Source organism: Roseovarius confluentis, assembly GCF_002917925.1.
Taxonomy (GTDB): Bacteria; Pseudomonadota; Alphaproteobacteria; order Rhodobacterales; family Rhodobacteraceae; genus Roseovarius; species Roseovarius confluentis.
The window spans coordinates 204,024-224,730 of the sequence record NZ_PPFE01000005.1 but is presented as its reverse complement, the minus strand read 5'-3'; the positions used below and the strand labels follow the sequence as shown (position 1 = coordinate 224,730).

Below are 20,707 nucleotides of genomic sequence, written 5' to 3'. Positions count from 1 at the left end.
GTGCCGCGCTGTTGCTTGTCTCGTCGGCGCTTGCGGTCTGTGCCCAACCGATACCGGAAAAGCAGGCGCAGCTTTTCGTCGATTTTGCGCGGGACGTCTCGGGGAATGATCCCCAGGTCATGGCCACCGCGCGCGACCTGATTGAAACGCCGCCCACCACGCTGGAGACGATCGGGTACTACGGTCTCGAAGACGCCCCGGCAGCAGAGCGCACGCTGCACGGGATCATCAGCCTGCTCGACGCCCGCGGTCACATCCTCGGGATCGAGGACAAATACATCAACGAGATGCCGCTGGTGCTGGAACAGCAGGGCCTGGCCGATTTCGCAGGCGACCCGCAAAGGGATGTCATGACCCTGTTTCCGGGTGAAATAGATCCTGAAACCGGACCGAGCGACGATCAATGGCGCGCCTTCCGCAAGGGCTTTGGCGGGCATGTCCGCGCGATCGAGGCGGCGATGGCGCGCAAGGGGCACGTGCTCATGTCGCTGGATCTGCCGCTCGGCGACACGTTGCACCTGTGGTGCGCCTCGCCCGAGATGGCAGAGAAGTGGCGCGGCCAGGTTCTGTATTTCGGGAGGAACACGCTCGACCGGCGCTATTTCCCCACCGTGACCGTCGCCGTGACAGATGTGGCTTGGAACGACTACTGGGGCTTTCTGACCTATGCGCTGTTCATCCCCGAGCGCCATAGCGACCTGCCTGTCTACGAATAAGCCACGACCAGCAGCACGATCCCGAGGACGATCCGGTAGATCACGTATGGCGTGAAGGACACGCTGCGCAATAGCCGCATCATCAGCGTCAGCGCCAGCAGCGCAGAGAAGAAGGCAAACGCGGCGGCAATGGCGCTGTCCCGGATCAGCGCGACATTCGCGGTGTAGATCGCCTCGCCGCCAAGGAACACGCCGCTTTCGATGATCACCGGGATCGACATCAGCATCGACAGCCGCGCCGCGTCGGACCGGCTGTAGCCCATGAACCGCGCGCCGGTGATGGTTATCCCGGACCGCGACGTGCCCGGGATCAGCGCGATGGCCTGCCAGACGCCCATCACCATGGCATCGCGGAGCGACCAGTCCGCGGTGGTGCGCGTCGCCTCGCCCGCCTGGTCGGCCCAGTAGAGCACGATACCAAAGACCAGCATCGTCCAGCCGATCACCGCGATCGAGCGCATGGCGTCGTCCAGCCCGGTCAATTTCAACAGCACGCCGAAAGCCACCACCGGGATCGACGACACGATCAGCAGAAAGGCCAGTTTCGAGCCTTCCGTGTCGATCCGGCCCTTCAGGGCGCGGGGCAGGCCCGACAGCGCCAGTTTCACGTCCGACCAGAAATACAGGATCACCGCGAAAAGCGTACCGACATGCACCGCCACGTCGATCGCCTGACCTTGATCGTCGAGTCCGGTCAGGCCGGGCAGCAGGATCAGGTGGCCCGAGGACGACACCGGCAGGAACTCTGTGATCCCTTGGATCACGGCCACCAGTATAAGATGGAAAAGCGGCATGTACGCGGCCCTGCTCGTGTCTTTTTTTCCTAGCTATACCGCATTCGGAGTCCGAGGGAAGTGGACATTTATGTCCGGATCGGACCTAAGTTTTTGATCAAACTTGACGTAGCGCGGTACCGAGGGTAGAAATATCGCAATATAGGTAAACTGTACTGACTTTATTTTTGCTTGGTCTTGCACTACACCTTCCGAACCTAGGCGATCTTTGGAGAGAATCGTGGCAAAAACACCGATGCTGAAATTCGTGTCCGTCGAGCGGGACATGCCCACCAAGCGCACCGCTGATGCGCGCTGGGAAGATTTCAACGAGATCTACGCGGAATACGCCGACGAAAAGGCCAAGGAGCAGTCCGGCCGGTGCAGCCAATGTGGCGTGCCTTATTGCCAGAACCACTGCCCGCTGCACAACAACATCCCCGACTGGCTGCGCCTGACCGCCGAGGGGCGCCTGCAGGAGGCCTACGAGGTAAGCCAGGCGACTAACACTTTCCCCGAGATCTGTGGCCGCATCTGCCCGCAGGACCGGCTGTGCGAAGGCAACTGCGTGATCGAGAAATCCGGGCACGGCACGGTCACCATCGGCGCGGTCGAGAAATACATCACCGACACCGCGTGGGAGGAAGGCTGGGTGCAGCCCATCGCACCCGTTCAGGAGCGCGAGGAAAGCGTTGGCATTATCGGCGCTGGCCCTGGCGGGCTGGCGGCGGCGGACGTGCTGCGCAACGCTGGCGTGCAGGTCACGGTCTATGACCGCTATGACCGCGCGGGTGGATTGCTGACCTATGGCATCCCCGGCTTCAAGCTGGAAAAGCCCGTTGTCATGCGCCGTGTCGAACAGCTTGAAAAAGGCGGTGTCGAGTTCGTGCTGAACTGCGACGTGGGCAATGACATCACCTTTGACGAGATCCGGCAGAAACACACCGCGGTCCTGATCGCCACGGGCGTCTACAAAAGCCGCGAACTGCCCGGCCCCGGCGCGGGTGCCGCGGGCATCGTGCGGGCCATCGACTACCTGACGGCGTCGAACCGCAAGAGTTTCGGCGATGACGTGCCAGAGTTCGAAAACGGCGAGCTGAATGCCGAGGGCAAGCGCGTCATCGTGATTGGCGGCGGCGACACCGCGATGGACTGTGTGCGCACCGCCGTCCGGCAGGGCGCCACCAGCGTCAAATGTCTCTATCGCCGCGACCGGGCAAATATGCCGGGCTCGCAACGCGAGGTGATGAACGCCGAGGAAGAAGGCGTGGACTTCCAGTGGCTTTCCGCCCCCAAGGCGTTCCACGGCGACCCGGTGACCTCCGTGAAGGTGCAGCAGATGCGCCTCGGTTCGCCGGACGCCACGGGCCGGCAAAGCCCCGAGGAGATCGAAGGCGCGGATTACGACGAGCCCGCCGACCTGGTGATCAAGGCGCTGGGCTTCGAGGCCGAGGAACTGCCGACGCTGTGGGATCAGGATGAGCTGACCGTGACCCGTTGGGGCACCATCCGGGCCGAATTTACCAGCGGCAAGACCTCTCTGCCCGGCGTCTATGCCGTCGGCGACATCGTGCGCGGTGCCAGCCTTGTGGTCTGGGCCATTCGCGACGGACGCGACGCCGCTGCGGCAATTCTTGAAGAGATGGACGCCGGCGCAACGGCGGTGGCGGCGGAATAAGCGTTTTCCGCCACGTTAGAGACTGTTTTTCGGGCCATGCCCGCACCCATTGAAGGGGTATAGTGATGACGAAATTCGATGAAACCTGGGCCGCTGGCGAAGAGGCCAAGCGCAACTGGATGGCAGAAAACGGCATGTACGCCCACGAGGAAGAGCATTCCTCCTGTGGTGTCGGCCTTGTGGTGTCCGTCAACGGCAAGGAAAGCCGCAAGGTGGTCGAGGCCGGGATCGACGCGCTCAAGGCGATCTGGCACCGGGGCGCCGTCGATGCCGATGGCAAGACCGGCGACGGGGCCGGCATCCATATCCAGATTCCCGCGCCGTTTTTCTATGACCAGGTGCGCCGCACCGGACACGAGCCGCGCGAAGATCAACTTCTCGCCGTTGGTCAGGTCTTTCTGCCGCGCACCGATTTCGGGGCGCAGGAAACCTGCCGGACCATCGTGGAAACCGAAGTGCTGCGCATGGGGCACTATATCTACGGCTGGCGCCACGTGCCCGTGGATATCAGCGTGCTGGGCGAAAAGGCAAACGCGACCCGCCCCGAGATCGAGCAGATCCTTATTTCCAACGCCAAGGGTATCGATGTCGAAGATTTCGAGCGCGAGCTTTACGTCATCCGCCGCCGGATCGAGAAAGCCGCCGCCGCCGCCGGTGTCGGGCAGCTTTACATCGCGTCGCTCAGCTGCCGCAGCATCATCTACAAGGGCATGATGCTGGCCGAGCAGGTCGCGGAGTTCTATCCCGACCTCAAGGACGAGCGGTTCAAGTCGAACTTCGCCATCTACCACCAGCGTTATTCCACCAACACCTTCCCGCAATGGTGGCTGGCGCAGCCCTTCCGCATGCTGGCCCATAACGGCGAGATCAACACGCTGAAGGGCAACACCAACTGGATGAAAAGCCACGAGATCCGCATGGCCTCGCAGTCCTTTGGTGAAATGGCCGACGACATCAAGCCGATCATCGCCCAAGGATCGTCGGATTCCGCCGCATTAGACTCTGTTTTCGAGGTCCTGGTGCGCGCCGGACGCTCGGCGCCCATGGCGAAAACCATGCTGGTGCCCGAAAGCTGGTCCAAGCAGGCCGAGGAACTGCCGCAGGCGTGGCGCGACATGTACTCCTACTGCAACTCGGTGATGGAGCCGTGGGACGGCCCCGCAGCACTTGCCATGACCGATGGCCGCTGGGTCTGTGCCGGGCTCGACCGGAACGGGTTGCGCCCGATGCGGTATGTGGTGACGGGCGACGGCCTTGTGATCGCGGGGTCCGAGGCCGGGATGGTGCCGATCGACGAGGCCACCGTGCGCGAAAAAGGCGCGCTGGGCCCGGGCCAGATGCTGGCCGTCGACACGCAGAAGGGCGTTCTTTACCACGACACCGAGATCAAGGACAAAATGGCCCGCGCCCTGCCCTTTGATGAATGGGTGGGCAAGATCACCGACCTCGATGAGCGCCTTGCCGGGGTGACCGAGACGGCGACCTGCGAAGGCACGGAGCTGCGCCGCCGCCAGATCGCCGCGGGCTATTCCGTGGAAGAACTGGAACAGGTTCTCGCCCCCATGGCCGAGGACGGCAAGGAGGTCGTGGCCAGCATGGGTGACGACACGCCCAGCGCGGTCCTGTCCAAGAAATACCGCCCGCTCAGTCACTATTTCCGCCAGAACTTCAGCCAGGTGACCAACCCGCCGATCGACAGCCTGCGCGAATTCCGCGTCATGAGCCTGAAGACCCGGTTCGGCAACCTCAAGAACGTTTTGGACGAGTCCAGCAGTCAGACCGAGATCATGGTGCTGGAAAGCCCCTTTGTCGGCAACGCGCAGTGGCAGGCGATGCTGGAAAGCCTGAACGCCGACGTCTGCGAGATCGACTGTACCTTCGAATCCGGGAAAGGCGCGCTCAAGGCCGGGCTGGAACGGATTCGCGCCGAGGCCGAGGATGCCGTGCGCTCGGGGGCGGGGCATATCGTGCTGACCGACCAGGGCGTCAACGAGACGCGCATCGCCATGCCGATGATCCTGGCCACCAGCGCGGTCCACAGCCACCTGACCCGCAAGGGTCTGCGCACCTTCACCAGCCTCAACGTGCGGTCTGCGGAATGCATCGACCCGCATTACTTTGCCGTTCTGATCGGCGCGGGCGCGACCGTGGTCAACGCCTACCTCGCCGAGGACAGCCTCGCCGACCGGATCGAACGCGGCCTGCTGGATTGCTCGCTGACCGAGGCCGTGGCGCGCTATCGCCTCGCCATCGACCAGGGCCTTCTGAAGATCATGTCGAAGATGGGCATCAGTGTCATCTCGTCCTATCGCGGCGGTCTGAATTTCGAGGCTGTGGGCCTTTCGCGCGCCATGTGCGCCGAGTACTTCCCGGGCCTTGTCAGCCGCATCTCCGGCATCGGTGTCAGCGGCATCCAGGCCAAGCTGGAGGAAATCCACGCCACGGCCTTCCGCGGCGGCAAGCACGTGCTGCCGATCGGCGGCTTCTACAAGTCGCGCAAATCGGGCGAAACCCACGCCTGGGGCGCGCAGACGATGCACATGATGCAGATGGCCTGCAACAAGGCCAGCTTCGAGCTGTGGAAACGCTACAGCCAGGCGATGCAGGCCAACCCGCCGATTCACCTGCGCGACCTGATGGCGATCAAGCCCATGGGCGAGGCCGTGCCGCTGGAAGAGGTGGAAAGCGTTACCGCGATCCGCAAACGCTTCGTCACGCCCGGCATGTCGCTGGGGGCGCTTAGCCCCGAGGCGCACAAGACGCTGAACGTCGCCATGAACCGCATCGGCGCGCGCTCTGACAGTGGCGAGGGCGGCGAGGATCCGGCGCATTTCGTGCCAGAACCCAACGGCGACAACCCATCGGCCAAGATCAAGCAGGTCGCGTCGGGCCGCTTCGGCGTGACGGCGGAATACCTCAACCAATGCGAAGAGCTTGAAATCAAGGTCGCCCAGGGCGCCAAGCCCGGTGAGGGCGGCCAGCTGCCCGGCATGAAGGTGACCAAGCTGATCGCGCGTCTGCGGCACTCGACCGAAGGCGTGACCCTGATCTCACCGCCGCCGCACCACGACATCTACTCGATCGAGGATCTGGCGCAGCTGATCTATGACCTGAAACAGATCAACCCGACCGTGAAGGTCTGCGTCAAGCTGGTGTCGCAATCCGGTGTCGGCACCATCGCCGCCGGTGTGGCCAAGGCCAAGGCCGACGTGATCCTGATCTCGGGCCACAATGGCGGCACGGGCGCGTCCCCCGCCACGTCGATCAAATATGCCGGCCTGCCCTGGGAAATGGGCCTGACTGAGGCGCACCAGGTTCTGTCGATGAACAACCTGCGCAGCCGCATCACCCTGCGGACCGATGGCGGGCTGCGCACCGGGCGCGACATCGTCATGGCCGCGATGATGGGGGCCGAGGAATACGGCATCGGCACCGCCGCGCTGATCGCCATGGGCTGCATCATGGTGCGCCAGTGTCAGTCCAACACCTGCCCGGTGGGCGTGTGCACGCAGGACGAGTCGCTGCGCGAGAAGTTCACCGGCAATGCCGACAAGGTGGTGAACCTGATCACCTTCTACGCCCAGGAAGTGCGCGAGGTGCTGGCCAGCATCGGCGCGCGCAGCCTCGATGACGTAATCGGACGTGCCGATCTGCTGACCCAGGTCAGCCGTGGCTCGGCGCATCTCGATGACCTGGACCTCAACCCGATGCTGATCACCGTGGATGGGGCGCAGCACATCACCTATGACCGCAACAAGCCGCGCAACGAGGTGCCCGATACGCTGGACGCCGAAATCGTGCGGGATGCCGCGCGGTTCCTCAACGATGGCGAGAAGATGCAGCTTCACTATGCGGTCCAGAACACGCACCGCACCGTGGGCACCCGCGTCAGCAGCCATATCGTCCGCAACTTCGGCATGCGCAACGCGCTGCAACCCGATCACCTGACCGTCAAGCTGACGGGCAGCGCGGGTCAGTCCCTGGGCGCCTTCGCGGCACCGGGGCTCAAGATCGAGGTGTCGGGCGATGCCAACGACTATGTCGGCAAGGGCCTGTCGGGCGGCACTGTCGTGGTGCGCCCCCCCATGGTCAGCCCGCTTGAGGCCGCCGATAACACCATCATCGGCAACACCGTCCTTTACGGTGCGACCGAAGGGTACCTCTTTGCCGCCGGTCGCGCGGGCGAACGCTTTGCCGTGCGCAACTCTGGCGCCAAGGTCGTGATCGAGGGCTGCGGCAGCAACGGCTGCGAATACATGACCGGCGGGATGGCCGTGATCCTTGGCTCCGTCGGCGCGAACTTTGCCGCGGGCATGACCGGCGGCATGGCCTTCCTCTATGATCCAGAGGGCGACACGGACAAGCTGATCAACCGCGAGTCGGTGGTGACCTGCCCGGTCACCGAGCTGCACTGGCTGACCCAGCTCAAGGACCTGATCGAGCGTCATGTCGAGGAAACCGGCAGCCGCCGCGCCGCCGAGATCCTGCAATACTGGGAGGCCGAGAAAGACAAGTTCGTGCAGGTCTGCCCCAAGGAAATGCTGGGCAAGCTGGAGCATCCCATCGGCATCGAGGACAGCGCCATTCCGGCGGAATAGGGTCTGAATCATACTTCGGCTGGGGGAATGCAAGCCATGCCCCCGGCCGGGATACCTTGGGCCGGAAGAAACTGTCGATTGACCATCGGACCCCGGTTTGCACTATTGCGGGCAGCGATGGCCAGGAAAACACGCAGCAGAAAATCCAAGCCCTCGGTGATGGATCGCATCGCCGCCCCCGTGGTGTGGGCGCGTGTCTGGATCGTGCGCGTGTTCCTGATCGTCGTGGTGATCGTCTGCGGCACGATCCTGGCACATCGCTGGTGGGCCCCGCCCGACACGCTTTACATGAAGCAGGAAGCCTTTCGCCTGGGCGAGATCCGGCACCAGTGGGTGTCGCTGAGTGACGTTACCCCGGTGATGGCGCGGTCCCTGGTGGCAGCCGAAGACGCCAACTTCTGCCTGCACTGGGGTTTCGACATGAACGCCATCCGCGACGCGCTGGAAGACGGCAGCGGGCGGGGCGCCTCGACCCTGAGCCAACAGGTCGTCAAGAATGTCTATCTCTGGCACGGGCGCAGTTGGACCCGAAAGGCGCTCGAAGCGGCTCTGACCCCGGTGGTCGAGCTGCTCTGGTCCAAGCGTCGGATCATCGAGGTCTATCTGAACGTGGCCGAGTTCGACGAAGGCATCTTCGGCATCGACGCCGCCGCGCGGCATTATTTCGACGTGGCCCCGGACGCGCTGAGTGACGTGCAGGCGGCGCGGCTTGCCGCCATCCTGCCCAACCCCAAGGGCCGCTCTGCGTCCCAGCCCAGCAGCGCGACCCGCAAGCGCGCCGCCGGTATCATGGACGGGGCGGCCACGATTCGCCGTGACGGGCGCGCGGCGTGTTTCGAGGATTGAAATGGGCGCAGATTGCGGGCATTGAAGAACAGATTTTCGCCAGCCGCCCGGAGTATACATGGCCAAGCTATACCACGTTCCCCTCTCCCCCTTCTGCCGGAAGGTGCGGCTCTGCCTCGCGGAAAAGCGGATCGAATGCGAGTTGGTCGAGGAACGCTACTGGGAGGCCGATCCCGATTTCCTGCGCCGCAACCCGGCGGGCAAGGTGCCGGTGCTGCGTCTCGACGGCATGACCCTGGCGGAAAGCACGCCGATCTGCGAGTACCTCGAAGACAAGTACCCCGAGCCTGCCCTGCTGCCCAAGGCGCATGAAGGCCGCTACGAGGTGCGGCGCCTTGTGGGCTGGTTCGATGACAAGTTCCACAACGAGGTGTCTTCCAAGCTTCTTTATGAGCGGGTGAACAAGAAGGTCATGGGCCAGGGCTTTCCCGACAGCAGCAACGTCAAGGCGGGCGCCAAGGCGATCAAGTTCCACCTCGATTACATGGCGTGGCTGCTGGACCGCCGCCGCTGGCTGGCTGGCGACGTGATGACGCTCGCCGATTTCGCCGCCGCCGCGCACCTTTCCAGCCTCGATTATATCTCGGACGTGGACTGGAACCGCTCCGAAGTGGTCAAGGACTGGTACGCCAAGATCAAGTCGCGCCCGGCCTTCCGCAGCATCCTGGCCGACCAGGTGCCGGGTTTCCCGCCGCCGGCGCATTATGCCGACCTTGATTTTTAAAGCGTGTCGCGCAAAAGTGGGGACCGGTTTTGCGCTCCCCGGATATGCGGCACCTAATGAGGGGCTTTGCCCCTCGGCCTGCGGCCTCACCCCAGAGTATTTGGGCCAAGAAAAAGCATGGATGGGCTGAAACAGAGACTGGTGGCGCAGGCCCTGGCCGAAGGCTTCGACCTTTGCCGTGTGTGCCGCCCGGGTGACGTGCCGCAGGTGCCCGAGCGGTTGGCGGCCTTTCTGGACAAGGGCTATCACGGACAGATGGCGTGGCTGGCCGACCGGGCGCAGTGGCGCGGCGCGCCCGATGTGCTGTGGCCCGAGGCGCGCTCCGTGATCATGCTGGGCGAAAGCTATACGCCCGAGAGTGACCCGATGGCGACGCTGGACGACCCCGAGGTTGGTACGGTCTCGGTCTATGCCCGCAACCGCGACTACCACGATGTGGTGAAGAAACGGCTGAAGCGGCTCGCGCGTTGGCTGATCGCGGAAGGCGGCGGCGAGGTGAAGGTGTTCGTCGATACCGCCCCGGTGCCGGAAAAGCCGCTGGGCGAGGCGGCAGGGCTGGGCTGGCAGGGCAAGCACACCAACCTGGTCAGCCGCGACATGGGCAGTTGGTTTTTCATCGGGTCGGTGTTCACCACGCTGGAAATAGACACTGATCCGGCGGAAGTTGACCATTGCGGCTCTTGCCGGGCCTGTCTTGACGTGTGCCCGACCGATGCCTTTCCCGCGCCCTACCAGCTGGATGCGCGGCGCTGCATTTCCTACCTGACGATTGAGCACAAGGGTCCGGTGGACGAGGACTTGCGCGAAAAGATGGGCAACCGGATTTATGGCTGTGACGATTGCCTTGCGGTCTGCCCTTGGAACAAGTTCGCGGTCGAGGCGACGGAACTTCGCTATCACGCGCGCGACGATCTTGTCGCGCCGCCGCTGGCAGAGCTGGCCCAACTGGATGATGCCGGATTTCGGGCGCGGTTTTCCGGCAGTCCGATCAAGCGCATCGGGCGCGATCGCTTCGTGCGCAACGTGCTGTACGCTATCGGCAATTCGGGCCGCCCCAACCTGCGACCGGTGGCGCAGGATCTGTGCGACGACCCGGACGCTACCGTGGCCGATGCGGCGCAATGGGCGGTAAAGCGTCTCGATCATGCCGCAAACGGGCGCGATTAGCCCTCGATTTCCCGTAAGCCAGAACCCAGACAAAGGGGACACTCATGGCAATTCTGTTGGGCGTGGATACTGGCGGCACCTATACCGACGCGGTTCTGGTGCGCGACGAGCGTGAGGTCATCGCAAGCGCCAAGGCGCTGACCACGCGCCAGGACCTGTCGATCGGCATCGGTGACTCAATCGAGGCGGTGCTGGCGCAAAGCGGTGTGACGCCCGATCAGATCGGGCTTGCCTCGCTCTCCACCACGCTGGCCACGAATGCGCTGGTCGAGGGGCAGGGCGGTCGCGTCGGGCTGGTCTGTATCGGGTTTCGTGAGCGTGATCTTGACACGCATGGCCTGACAGAGGCGCTGGCCGGGGATCCCGCACTCGTGATGAGCGGCGGGCACAACCACGCGGGCAGCGAGGCGGCACAATTAGATGAAAGCGCCCTTTCCGCTTGGTTAGACACTGAATTGGGTGCCTCTGCCTTCGCCGTCGCCAGCCAGTTCGCCACCCGCAACCCCAGCCACGAGTTGCGCGTGGCCGAGATGATCCGCGCCGCGACCGGCAAGCCGGTCAGCTGCTCACATCACCTGTCGGCCAAGCTGAATGGCCCGAAGCGGGCGCTGACCGCGCTGCTGAATGCGCGGCTGATCGGGATGATCGCGCGGCTGATCGAAAAGGCCGAGGCGACGCTGAACCGGTTCGGCATCGACGCTCCGCTGATGGTGGTGCGCGGCGATGGCGCGCTCATTTCCAGCGCCCAGGCGCGGGAACGCCCCATCGAGACCATTCTCAGCGGCCCGGCCGCCAGCATCGTCGGCGCGCGCTGGATGACCGGCGCCGATCACGCGCTGGTCTCGGATATCGGCGGCACCACCACGGATGTCGCTGTGCTGCGCGACGGCCGCCCGATGATCGACCCGGCGGGCGCGCAGGTGGGTCCGTGGCGCACCATGGTCGAGGCGGTTGCGATGTGCACCACCGGCCTCGGCGGCGACAGCGAGGTGCACGTGATCGACGAAGGGCTGGTTGGCGGCGTCACGCTGGGCCCGCGCCGGGTGGTGCCGGTCAGCCTGATCGCGTTGGAAGATCCCGCCGCCCTGCACGCCGTGCTGGACGACCAGTTGCGCAACGACACGCCGGGCGAACATGATGGCCGGTTCGTGCGCATCGTGCCGGGCGTGGACGCGGACGGACTGGGGCCGAAAGACACTGCGCTGCTGGAGCGGATCGGCACTGGCGTTCAGCCGCTGGGCACGGTGCTGCGCAACCGGATGGACGGCGCGGCGTTGCGGCGGTTGGTGGCGCGAGGCCTCGTGCAGGTGGCCGGCGTCACGCCGTCCGATGCCAGCCACGTGCTGGGGCGGCTCGATGCCTGGGATGCCGGGGCCGCGCGCAAGGCCGTGCAACTGGTCGGCCGCAAGCGCACCGGCAATGGCAACCGCCTGTGCCCCGACCCCGAGGCGATGGCGCAGATGATCGTCGATCAACTGACCCACCAGACGAGTCTGGCCTTGTTAGAGACTGCTTTTGCCGAGGACGACCACGACTTCGGCCTGCCTGCCGCACAGCTGGCGCGGCATGTCCTGATGCAGAAAGGGCTGGACCGGCATCGCGGATTGGTGCGGCTCGATACCGGGCTGAACGTGCCAGTGATCGGGCTGGGCGCCTCGGCCAGCAGCTATTATCCGGCGGTCGGCGCGCGGCTTGGCTGCGACATGATCCTGCCCGAACATGCCGGGGTCGCCAATGCCATCGGCGCGGTGGTCGGGCGCGTCACGATCCGGCGGCAGGGCACCATCACCAGCCCCGCCGAGGGCCGCTTTCGCGTGCATCTGGAAACCGGGCCGGAGGATTTCGTCGAGTCCGACGAAGCCATGGAACGGCTCGAAGACGTGTTGAAATCCGATGCACGTCAGACAGCCCTCGCCGCTGGCGCGGAGAATCTTCAGACGGACATTTCCCGCGACATCAAGACCGCGCAGGCCGAGGCGCGCGAGGTTTTCCTCGAGGCCACAATCACCGTCGAGGTCAGCGGCCGGCCGCGCATCGCCTCGTGACCGGGTCACCCATCTGACGGCTGCGCTTGTGATCGGCAGCTGTTACATTGAGTATTCGAGGAACGATGAACGCCAGAGGGAGCGCACCATGCGGGCGGCCGAGAAATTTGACGCGGATATTGCCGGTCGCCTCGACGGGCTGCGCGATGACGGGCTTTACAAGACCGAATGGGTAATCACCTCGATGCAGGCGGGCGAGGTCACGCTGGAAGGCGGGCACGAGGTCGTGAACCTTTGTGCCAACAATTACCTTGGCCTTGCCGACGATCCGGAGGTGATTGCCGCCGCGCACGCCGCGCTCGACCGCTACGGGTTCGGCATGGCCAGCGTGCGCTTTATCTGCGGCACGCAGGAAGAGCACAAGGCGTTGGAAGTCCGGATTGCAGACTTCCTGGGGACCGATGACAGCATCCTGTACGCCGCCGCCTTCGACGCGAATGCAGGTTTGTTCGAGACGATTCTGGGTCCCGAGGACGCCATCATATCCGACGCCCTGAACCACGCCAGCATCATCGACGGTGTGCGCCTGTGCAAGGCGCAGCGCTATCGCTATGCCAACAGTGACATGGCGGATCTGGAACGCTGCCTGAAAGAGGCGGAGGGCGCGCGCCACCGCCTGATCGCCACCGACGGGGTGTTCAGCATGGATGGCTATATCGCCAAGCTGGACCAGATCTGCGACCTGGCCGAGCGGTACGATGCGATGGTCATGGTCGACGACTGCCACGCCACCGGGTTCCTGGGCGACACCGGGCGCGGCAGCCATGAACATTGCGGCGTCATGGGCCGCGTCGATATCCTGACCGGCACGCTGGGCAAGGCGATGGGCGGTGCCTCGGGCGGCTATACCGCGGCCAGCGCGCCGGTTGTGGACTGGCTGCGCCAGCGCTCGCGGCCTTACCTGTTTTCCAACACGCTGGCCCCGGTCATCGCCGCCGCGTCCTTGCGCGTATTTGACCTTTTGGAGGAACGGGGCGACGCCTTGCGCAGCCAGCTTTGGGACAACGCCGCGTATTTCCGCGAGCGGATGGGCAAGCTGGGCTTCGAACTGCTGCCCGGGCAGCATGCGATCATCCCCGTCATGCTGCGCGACCCCAAGCTGGCGCAGGAGATGGCCAAACGGCTGAACGACCGCGGCGTCTATGTCACCGCCTTCAGCTTTCCTGTCGTGCCGCGCGAACAGGACCGCATCCGCACCCAGATGAGCGCGGCCCTGACGCGGCCCATGCTGGACCGCGCCATCGACGCGTTCGAGGCGGTGGGCCGCGAGCTGGAGGTCATCGCGTGACCGTCCTGCCCTCCGTCATCGAGGCCATGGGAGAGACGCCCTTGGTCGAATTGAGCCGGATCAGAGACGCATTGAACCTCGACGGCCGCATCCTCGCCAAGCTCGATTACCTGATGCCGGGCTTTTCCAAGAAGGACCGCGCGGCGCGGGCGATCATCGAAGGCGCGCGTGCCACGGGCGAGCTGGCGCCGGGCCAGACAGTGGTGGAACTGACCTCGGGCAACATGGGCACGGGGCTGGCCATCGTCTGTGGCGTCCTGGGCCACCCGTTCGTCGCGGTGATGAGCGAAGGCAATTCCGAGGAGCGCGCCCGCATGATGGGGGCCTTGGGGGCAGAGGTGATCCTCGTCCCGCAGGCCAATGGCAGCCGCAAGGGTGAGGTCTCCGGCGCGGACCTCGCGCTGGTCGATACCGCCGCGCAGGACATCACCGCGGAGCGGGGCGCCTATCGCGCCGACCAGTTCGAGCGGGCGGGCAATCCCATGGCGCACGAGATGGACACCGGGCCAGAGATCTGGGCGCAGTCGGGCGGCGCAGTCACCGCCTTTTGCGACTTCGTCGGCTCCGGCGGCACTCTGGCCGGGGTGACAGCCTATCTTGGCCCAAAAGGCGTGCGCTGTTACGGCATCGACCCTGACAAACCCGGCCATCCGATCCAGGGCGGCGGCTATTCCATGCCGGACCTCACGCATCTGAAAAACGCCAATTTGGCCGGAACAGTCACTGTTTCCGGCCGAGACGCCGCCGAGGCCGCCCGCCTGCTGGCCCGCACCGAAGGCATCTTTGCCGGCTATTCCGCCGGGGCCAACCTGGCCGGCGCGATCCAGCTTCTGGGCGGTGTGGAACAGGGCGGCACAGTCGCTATCGTGATGTGCGACAGCGGCCTGAAATATCTCAGCACCGATTTGTGGGACTAGACCATGCAGAACCAGATGAAAGCCCTCGTGAAGTCCAAACCCGAACCGGGCCTGTGGATGGAACATGTCCCGGTCCCTGAACCGGGGCCGAGCGACGTGCTGATCAAGGTCAAGAAATCGGCCATTTGCGGCACTGACGTGCATATCTGGAAATGGGACGAATTCAGCGCCAAGACCGTGCCCGTGCCCATGGTGGTCGGCCACGAATTCGTCGGCGAGATCGTCGATATGGGCCCTGCCGCGCTGAAATACCGGATCGGCCAGCGAGTCAGCGGCGAGGGGCACATCGTCTGTGGCGCCTGCCGCAACTGCCGCGCCGGGCGTGGGCACCTCTGCCGCAACACCAAGGGCGTCGGCGTCAACCGCCCCGGCAGCTTTGCCGAGTATCTCTGCATCCCCGAATCCAACGTGGTGCCGATCCCCGAGGATATCCCCGACGAGATCGCCGCCATCTTCGACCCGTTCGGCAACGCGGTGCACACCGCGCTCAGCTTTGACCTGGTGGGCGAGGATGTGCTGGTCACCGGCGCCGGCCCCATCGGCATCATGGGCGCTCTCGTGGCGCAGAAGGTCGGCGCGCGAAAGACCGTGATCACCGACATCAACCCCTATCGCCTAGACCTCGCCCAAAAGATGGGCGTGCAACACGTGGTCGATACCAGCCGCGAACAGCTGCGCGACGTGATGGATCAGATCGGCATGACCGAAGGCTTCGACGTTGGCCTTGAAATGTCCGGCGCCTCGGCGGCCATGCAACAGATGATCGCGCGCATGAACAACGGCGGCAAGGTCGCCCTGCTGGGCATCGCTCCCACCGAATTCCCGGTCGACTGGAACACCGTCATTTTCAAGATGCTGCATATCAAGGGTATCTACGGCCGCGAAATGTACGAGACGTGGTACAAGATGATCGCGCTGGTGCAGTCGGGGCTGGACGTGTCCGGCCTGATTACGCACCGGATCGGCATCGACGCGTTCGAGGAGGGCTTCGCCGCGATGATCTCGGGCAATTCCGGCAAGGTGGTGATGGACTGGGGCGTGTCCTGAGGCGATGCACCGGTGCAGGCCGAATTTGGCGGATCGGGTCGAGTCATGTCGCCTGCGGACATCTTCGTGCCGAAATCAAACGCGACGGGCAGGGCCGGTCAGGATGAAGAGTACACGATCATGCCTCCCGCCGGGGAGCCTTTCGTGACCCACAGCCAGGGACCTCTCGATGCGCGACAGCACCCAACCGCCGAAACGGTATGTCTTCCTGCTGATCCCCGGCTTTTCCATGCTGGGCTTCACCTGTGCGCTGGAAACCCTCAGTCTCGCGAACCGGCAATCCAGCACCCGCGACTACTATGAATGGCGCCTTCTCAGTGCCGATGGCGCCGTCGCGCGGGCCTGGAATGGTGTCACCGTGGCCGTCGACGGCGCGCTGGAGGAGTTGCGCCGCGACGATACGCTGGTGGTCTGTGCTGGCCATGCGGCTGCTGCGGGTAGCACCAAGGACGTACTTGCCTGGCTGCGCCGCGAGACGCGCAAGGGTATCAGTTTCGGCTCGCTATCCAGCGGGGCCTATACCCTCGCGCTGGCGGGGCTGATCGCGGGGCGGCGGGTCAGCACCCATTGGGAATATGTCGATGCCCTGACCGAGGCGCTGCCGCAAGTCACCGTGCAGGACACGATCTATTCCGTCGACGGCCGCGTGTTTTCCTGTGCCGGTGGTGCCTCCTCGATGGACCTCATGCTGCACCTCATCGGCGAGGATTACGGGCCCAAACTGGTGGAATACGTGGCCGAGCAGATGGTCTATACCGCGCCGCGCGACCACAGCCAGTCGCAGCGCCTGTCGCTGCCCGCCCGCGTCGGGCGTGGCAACCGCCGTCTGACGCAGGCGATCGAGATCATGCGCGGCAATATCGAAGACCCACTGAAGCTCAGTGAACTGGCGGCGATGGTCGGCGTCTCGGTGCGGCAGTTGGAGCGACTTTTCATGGCCTTCCTCAATATCTCGCCCAGCCGCTATTACCTCGAAATTCGGCTGGAAAAGGCTCGAAATCTGCTGCGTCAGACCGAGATGAGCATCACCGACATCAGCGTTCTCTGCGGTTTCACAAGCCCCACGCATTTCTCGCGGGCATATCGCAAGCTGTACAGCATCGCCCCCAGCAAGGAGGCCGACGCGACCACGCCGATCAGCCGCCCGTCCGGGCCAGCATCTTCTCGATCTCGCCGGTGATCGTGGACGACATCGGCTTGACGGGCGAACCGTAGGTGCCCACGACCTTGCCCTCGGGGCTCAGCAGGATCTTGTTGAAGTTCCAGCGCGGCGTGAACCCGGCTTCCTGTGCGACCGAGCGATAGAAAGGATGCGCGTCCGCGCCCCGTACCTTGGTGATGCCGGTCATCGGCAAGGTCAGGTCATAGTTCACCTCGCAGAAATCCTTGACCTCGTCCTCGCTCGCCAACTCTTGGTTGAAATCGTCCGACGGCACGGCCAGCACCACCAGTCCCCGGTCGCGGTAGGTGTCGTAAAGCGCCTGCAAATCCGAATATTGCCCGGTGAACCCGCACATCGACGCGGTGTTCACCACCAGCACCGGCTGACCTTGCCAATGCGACAATCGGTGCGTGCCGCCGTCAATATTGGTGAAGGTGGATTGCAGGTCCAGCGCAAGCGCGGGAAGGGCGAAAACAGCGGCCACGAGGCCGAGAAGAAAGCGCATCATCATACTCCGTAATGATAGAGCATTACGTGCCGTGGCCCAGCCTGGATCATTCGCGTCATAGCGGCCTTGCACGCTTGTAGATTGATTTTGCCACTACTTTCGGTCAGGTCAATGGGACGGAGACGCTCCATGAAACCTCTCAAGGGTATTGCCCTCAAGCTTGTCGCGGTGACGCTGTTCATCGTCATGTCGGCCCTGATCAAGGCCGCATCAGACACTGTTCCACCAGGACAGGCGGTTTTCTTCCGCTCGTTCTTCGCAATCCCGGTGATCCTCGCCTGGCTCGCGATCCGCGGGGAAATGTCCACGGGCCTGAAAGTGGCGTCGCGCATGGGCCATTTCTGGCGCGGCTTCGTCGGCACCACGGCAATGGGCCTGACGTTTGCCGGTCTCGGCCTGTTGCCCCTGCCCGAAGTCACGGCGCTCAGCTATGCCGCCCCGCTGCTGGTGGTGGTCTTCGCGGCGATGTTTCTCGATGAAAAGGTCGGCGTCTTTCGACTTGCCGCCGTGGCGTTGGGCCTCGTCGGCGTTCTGGTGGTGCTGACGCCGCGCCTGACCACGCTGGGCGGGCCGACGGTGGAAACCGCGCAGGCGGTCGGCGCGGTGCTGGTCCTTCTGGGCGCGGTCTGTGCCGCGCTGGCGCAGATCTACATTCGCAAGCTGGTCCAGACCGAACAGACCAGTGCGATCGTGTTTTATTTCTCGCTTACCTCGACGCTGCTGTCGTTGCTGACCCTGCCCTTCGGATGGGTCATTCCGGGCGGAACGGAGACTGTTTATCTCGTGCTCGCCGGTCTCTTCGGCGGGCTCGCCCAGATCTTCCTGACCTCCGCCTACCGCTTTGCCGATGCCAGCGTCATCGCGCCCTTCGACTACGCCTCGATGCTGTTCGCCATCGCCATCGGGTACTTCATCTTCGACGAGGTGCCGACATCGCAAATGCTGATCGGCGCCGCGCTGATCGTGCTGGCCGGGATCATCATTATCCTGCGCGAACGTCAGCTTGGCCTTCAACGCGGAAAGGCCAAGGCGGCAAAGACCCCGCAGGGCTAGCGATCGAGCCAAGCGTAATGCAGGTAGGCCGGCCGCATCAGCATCCGGCGAAACCGGCCCAGCGGGAACTTGCGCGGCGTATGTCGCAACGGTGCGGGATAGGGCGTCTCGGGTGTCTGGCCACGAACCAGATCTGCCAACAGACGCCCGGCGTAACTGCCCATCGACACCCCGTTCCCGTGATAGGCGAACGCCGCGAACCCGCCCGGCATCTCGGGAATCGGCCCTGCATAAGGCATCAGGTCGCGCGACAAGCACACGAAGCCGGACCAATAATGTGGCGTTTCCACATGCGTCCAGGCGGGAAACATCTTTTCGAAATCGGCGCGGATCATCGCCCTGATCTGCGCCTCGGTGCCGGGCGAATGCCGCAGCCCGCCGCGCATCCCCATCAGCATCCGGTTGTCCGGCATCAGGCGGAAATAGTGCAGCAGGTGCCGTGAATCGTAGCACATCTGCCGGCTGGTCCAGCCCTGCGCGGCCAGCTCGTCATCGCTCATGGGCCGCGTGACGATCACGCTCGATTGTGTCGGCAGGTACCGCCCGCCCATCCAGTCGGGCAGGTTGTCCGAGCTATAGCCGTTCGTGGCGATAATGAATTTTTCAGCTGTAACAGAGCCTTTATCGGTGTGCAGCCGATAGCGCCCATCGGCCAAACTCTCGATCCGGGTGACCGGGCTGTGCCCATGCACCACGGCCCCCGCCGCCTCGGCTGCCTGGCACAGGCCAAGCGCGTATTTCCGCGGGTTGAGGGCAAAGCCGATCGGCATGGTCGACGCGCCGTGAAACGGCCCCCGAAGCCCCACCTGCGCCAGCTCGTCTGGCGGGGTAATGGTCGGCGTGACACCATAAAGAGCCCGCGTCGCCTCGACATCCTCGCGCATCGCGTCGAAATCGCGTGGGCGGTGCGCCAGCTGCGTCTCGCCTTCCGAATGGCGGTCGACATCCAGCCCCAGCCGGTCGATCAGGCCGCCCACATGCGCGACCGCCGCCAGTTCCGCCTGCGCAAATCCACGCGCCTCGGCCTCGCCGAACTTCGCCTTCATGGTGTCGTGACTGGCCTTGGCCCCGCCCAGGCAACAGAACCCGCCATTGCGCCCCGACGCGCCCCAGAACGGATGCTGCGCCTCCAGCACGGTCACGCCGACGCCCGACTCGGCCAGCGCCAGCGCCGCGTTCAGCCCGGTGAACCCTGCGCCGATGACCGCGACCTCGGTCGTCGTGTCGCCCTGCAACGCCGGCCAATCGCCCGGCGGCACGGTATCGGCCCACCAGCAATCGGCCACCGGCGCGGCGCCGTAAGCGCCGTCTTCCCAGATCCTTTTGAGCGTGGTCATGCCTCGGCCCGCACCGCGGCCTTTTCATCGGCGTCCTGCCGCAACAGCTGGCGCTTGGAAATCAGCGACGCGCCGATGACCCCCACCGCCACGATCGCGATCAGGATCGTCGACAGCGCATTGATCTCGGGGCTGACGCCCAGCCTGATCGACGACCAGATCTTGATCGGCAGCGTCGTGGCCGACGGCCCGGCGGTAAAGCTAGCGATCACAAGATCGTCCAGCGACAGCGTGAATGCCAGCAACCAGCCGGAAATCACCGCCGGCGCGATGATCGGCAGGGTGACCAGCCGGAACGCCTGGAACGGGGAACAGCCCAGGTCCAGCGCCGCCTCCTCCAGCGACCTGTCGAAACTGATCAGCCGCGAGGATACCACGACCGACACGAAGCACATCGAAAAGGTCGTGTGCGCCAGGATGATCGTCAGCACCCCCCGGTCCAGCCCGATCCCGATGAAGAGCAGCAAGAGCGACAGGCCCGTGATCACCTCGGGCATCACCAGCGGCGCATAGATCATGCCTGAAAACAGCGTCCGGCCCCAGAATCGCCCGGCCCGCACCAGCACATAGGCCGCCATCGTGCCCAGCACCGTCGCGATGGTGGAGCTGACGACCGCCACCTGCAACGTGACCCAGGCCGCATCGAGGAACGCCTCGTTCTGCAACAACTCGCCATACCACCTGGTCGAGAATCCCGCCCAGACAGTCACCAGTTGCGACGCGTTGAAGCTGTAGATCACCAGAATGACCATCGGCAGGTACAGGAACGCAAAGCCCAGCGTCAGGGACGTCGTGTTGAACCATGACAGGCGTCTCATCGTACAGCCCTCCACGCCGGAGCGCCAAAA

At 64.5% G+C, this 20,707-nt stretch carries 16 protein-coding genes; 12 read left to right on the top strand and 4 right to left on the bottom strand.

From position 1 onward, the window contains the following. The first annotated feature begins 11 nt into the window (after positions 1 to 11). A complete protein-coding gene (locus tag C2I35_RS13865; protein ID WP_146050038.1) occupies positions 12 to 716 on the top strand; it encodes a hypothetical protein in 705 nt (234 codons plus the stop codon). On the opposite strand, the gene C2I35_RS13860 is transcribed toward C2I35_RS13865, so the two are convergent. Continuing rightward, positions 707 to 1,510 (bottom strand): undecaprenyl-diphosphate phosphatase, encoded by an 804-nt coding sequence (locus C2I35_RS13860; protein ID WP_103763651.1) that lies wholly within the window; start codon positions 1,508 to 1,510, stop codon positions 707 to 709. The two genes, C2I35_RS13865 and C2I35_RS13860, sit on opposite strands and share 10 nt — an antisense overlap. A 220-nt stretch (positions 1,511 to 1,730) precedes the next feature. Between C2I35_RS13860 and C2I35_RS13855 the strand changes: the two genes are divergently transcribed. The 10 genes from C2I35_RS13855 to C2I35_RS13810 all read left to right on the top strand — a co-directional run bounded on the left by C2I35_RS13855 (position 1,731) and on the right by C2I35_RS13810 (position 16,979). Continuing rightward, positions 1,731 to 3,167 (top strand): NAD(P)-dependent oxidoreductase, encoded by a 1,437-nt coding sequence (locus C2I35_RS13855; protein ID WP_211286151.1) that lies wholly within the window; start codon positions 1,731 to 1,733, stop codon positions 3,165 to 3,167. 65 nt (positions 3,168 to 3,232) lie between these two features. Continuing rightward, positions 3,233 to 7,765: a glutamate synthase large subunit gene (gene gltB / locus C2I35_RS13850; RefSeq protein WP_103763649.1), complete on the top strand. Its 4,533-nt coding sequence runs from the start codon at positions 3,233 to 3,235 to the stop codon at positions 7,763 to 7,765. Positions 7,766 to 7,882: 117 nt separating this feature from the next. Continuing rightward, positions 7,883 to 8,611, top strand: a complete 729-nt coding sequence (gene mtgA, locus C2I35_RS13845; protein WP_103763648.1) for a monofunctional biosynthetic peptidoglycan transglycosylase — start codon at positions 7,883 to 7,885, stop codon at positions 8,609 to 8,611. Between the two features lie 58 nt (positions 8,612 to 8,669). Beyond that, complete coding sequence (fzlA, locus tag C2I35_RS13840) at positions 8,670 to 9,335, top strand: FtsZ-binding protein FzlA (protein ID WP_103763647.1); 666 nt, start codon at positions 8,670 to 8,672, stop codon at positions 9,333 to 9,335. Between the two features lie 117 nt (positions 9,336 to 9,452). Continuing rightward, entirely contained in the window at positions 9,453 to 10,502 is a 1,050-nt protein-coding gene (gene queG, locus C2I35_RS13835) for a tRNA epoxyqueuosine(34) reductase QueG (RefSeq protein WP_103763646.1), read from the top strand. A 44-nt stretch (positions 10,503 to 10,546) separates the two neighbouring features. Continuing rightward, positions 10,547 to 12,547, top strand: coding sequence for a hydantoinase/oxoprolinase N-terminal domain-containing protein (locus tag C2I35_RS13830; protein WP_103763645.1), 2,001 nt, complete (start codon positions 10,547 to 10,549; stop codon positions 12,545 to 12,547). Between the two features lie 88 nt (positions 12,548 to 12,635). Further along, a complete protein-coding gene (locus C2I35_RS13825; RefSeq protein ID WP_103763644.1) occupies positions 12,636 to 13,835 on the top strand; it encodes a glycine C-acetyltransferase in 1,200 nt (399 codons plus the stop codon). Further along, positions 13,832 to 14,752: a PLP-dependent cysteine synthase family protein gene (locus C2I35_RS13820; RefSeq protein ID WP_245890494.1), complete on the top strand. Its 921-nt coding sequence runs from the start codon at positions 13,832 to 13,834 to the stop codon at positions 14,750 to 14,752. The genes C2I35_RS13825 and C2I35_RS13820 overlap by 4 nt, the downstream gene beginning before the upstream one ends. Before the next feature lie 15 nt (positions 14,753 to 14,767). Next, positions 14,768 to 15,799 carry an L-threonine 3-dehydrogenase gene (tdh, locus tag C2I35_RS13815; protein WP_211286154.1) on the top strand — a complete coding sequence of 344 codons (1,032 nt, stop codon included), beginning with the start codon at positions 14,768 to 14,770 and terminating at the stop codon, positions 15,797 to 15,799. A 169-nt stretch (positions 15,800 to 15,968) separates the two neighbouring features. Continuing rightward, on the top strand, positions 15,969 to 16,979 hold the full coding sequence (locus C2I35_RS13810; RefSeq protein ID WP_103763642.1) for a GlxA family transcriptional regulator: 1,011 nt from the start codon (positions 15,969 to 15,971) through the stop codon (positions 16,977 to 16,979). Here C2I35_RS13810 and C2I35_RS13805 read toward each other — a convergent pair. Then, positions 16,936 to 17,469 carry a glutathione peroxidase gene (locus tag C2I35_RS13805; RefSeq protein ID WP_371931612.1) on the bottom strand — a complete coding sequence of 178 codons (534 nt, stop codon included), beginning with the start codon at positions 17,467 to 17,469 and terminating at the stop codon, positions 16,936 to 16,938. The genes C2I35_RS13810 and C2I35_RS13805 overlap by 44 nt on opposite strands. A gap of 129 nt (positions 17,470 to 17,598) precedes the next feature. On the opposite strand from C2I35_RS13805, the gene C2I35_RS13800 reads away from it, so the two are divergent. Continuing rightward, positions 17,599 to 18,522, top strand: coding sequence for a DMT family transporter (locus tag C2I35_RS13800; RefSeq protein ID WP_103763641.1), 924 nt, complete (start codon positions 17,599 to 17,601; stop codon positions 18,520 to 18,522). On the opposite strand, the gene C2I35_RS13795 is transcribed toward C2I35_RS13800, so the two are convergent. Further along, positions 18,519 to 19,859, bottom strand: coding sequence for an NAD(P)/FAD-dependent oxidoreductase (locus tag C2I35_RS13795; protein WP_103763640.1), 1,341 nt, complete (start codon positions 19,857 to 19,859; stop codon positions 18,519 to 18,521). The two genes, C2I35_RS13800 and C2I35_RS13795, sit on opposite strands and share 4 nt — an antisense overlap. After that, positions 19,856 to 20,677, bottom strand: coding sequence for an ABC transporter permease (locus C2I35_RS13790; protein WP_103763639.1), 822 nt, complete (start codon positions 20,675 to 20,677; stop codon positions 19,856 to 19,858). Before C2I35_RS13790 ends, C2I35_RS13795 begins: the two co-directional genes overlap by 4 nt. Positions 20,678 to 20,707 lie beyond the last annotated feature (30 nt).

Coding starts and splice junctions, on each gene's coding strand:
- tdh (WP_211286154.1), top strand. CDS start 14,768: ATGAAAGCCCTCGTGAAGTCCAAACCCGAACCGGGCCTGTGGATGGAA.
- C2I35_RS13860 (WP_103763651.1), bottom strand. CDS start 1,510: ATGCCGCTTTTCCATCTTATACTGGTGGCCGTGATCCAAGGGATCACA.
- gltB (WP_103763649.1), top strand. CDS start 3,233: ATGACGAAATTCGATGAAACCTGGGCCGCTGGCGAAGAGGCCAAGCGC.
- C2I35_RS13795 (WP_103763640.1), bottom strand. CDS start 19,859: ATGACCACGCTCAAAAGGATCTGGGAAGACGGCGCTTACGGCGCCGCG.
- mtgA (WP_103763648.1), top strand. CDS start 7,883: ATGGCCAGGAAAACACGCAGCAGAAAATCCAAGCCCTCGGTGATGGAT.
- C2I35_RS13790 (WP_103763639.1), bottom strand. CDS start 20,677: ATGAGACGCCTGTCATGGTTCAACACGACGTCCCTGACGCTGGGCTTT.
- C2I35_RS13825 (WP_103763644.1), top strand. CDS start 12,636: ATGCGGGCGGCCGAGAAATTTGACGCGGATATTGCCGGTCGCCTCGAC.
- C2I35_RS13805 (WP_371931612.1), bottom strand. CDS start 17,469: ATGATGCGCTTTCTTCTCGGCCTCGTGGCCGCTGTTTTCGCCCTTCCC.
- C2I35_RS13800 (WP_103763641.1), top strand. CDS start 17,599: ATGAAACCTCTCAAGGGTATTGCCCTCAAGCTTGTCGCGGTGACGCTG.
- fzlA (WP_103763647.1), top strand. CDS start 8,670: ATGGCCAAGCTATACCACGTTCCCCTCTCCCCCTTCTGCCGGAAGGTG.
- C2I35_RS13830 (WP_103763645.1), top strand. CDS start 10,547: ATGGCAATTCTGTTGGGCGTGGATACTGGCGGCACCTATACCGACGCG.
- C2I35_RS13810 (WP_103763642.1), top strand. CDS start 15,969: ATGCGCGACAGCACCCAACCGCCGAAACGGTATGTCTTCCTGCTGATC.
- queG (WP_103763646.1), top strand. CDS start 9,453: ATGGATGGGCTGAAACAGAGACTGGTGGCGCAGGCCCTGGCCGAAGGC.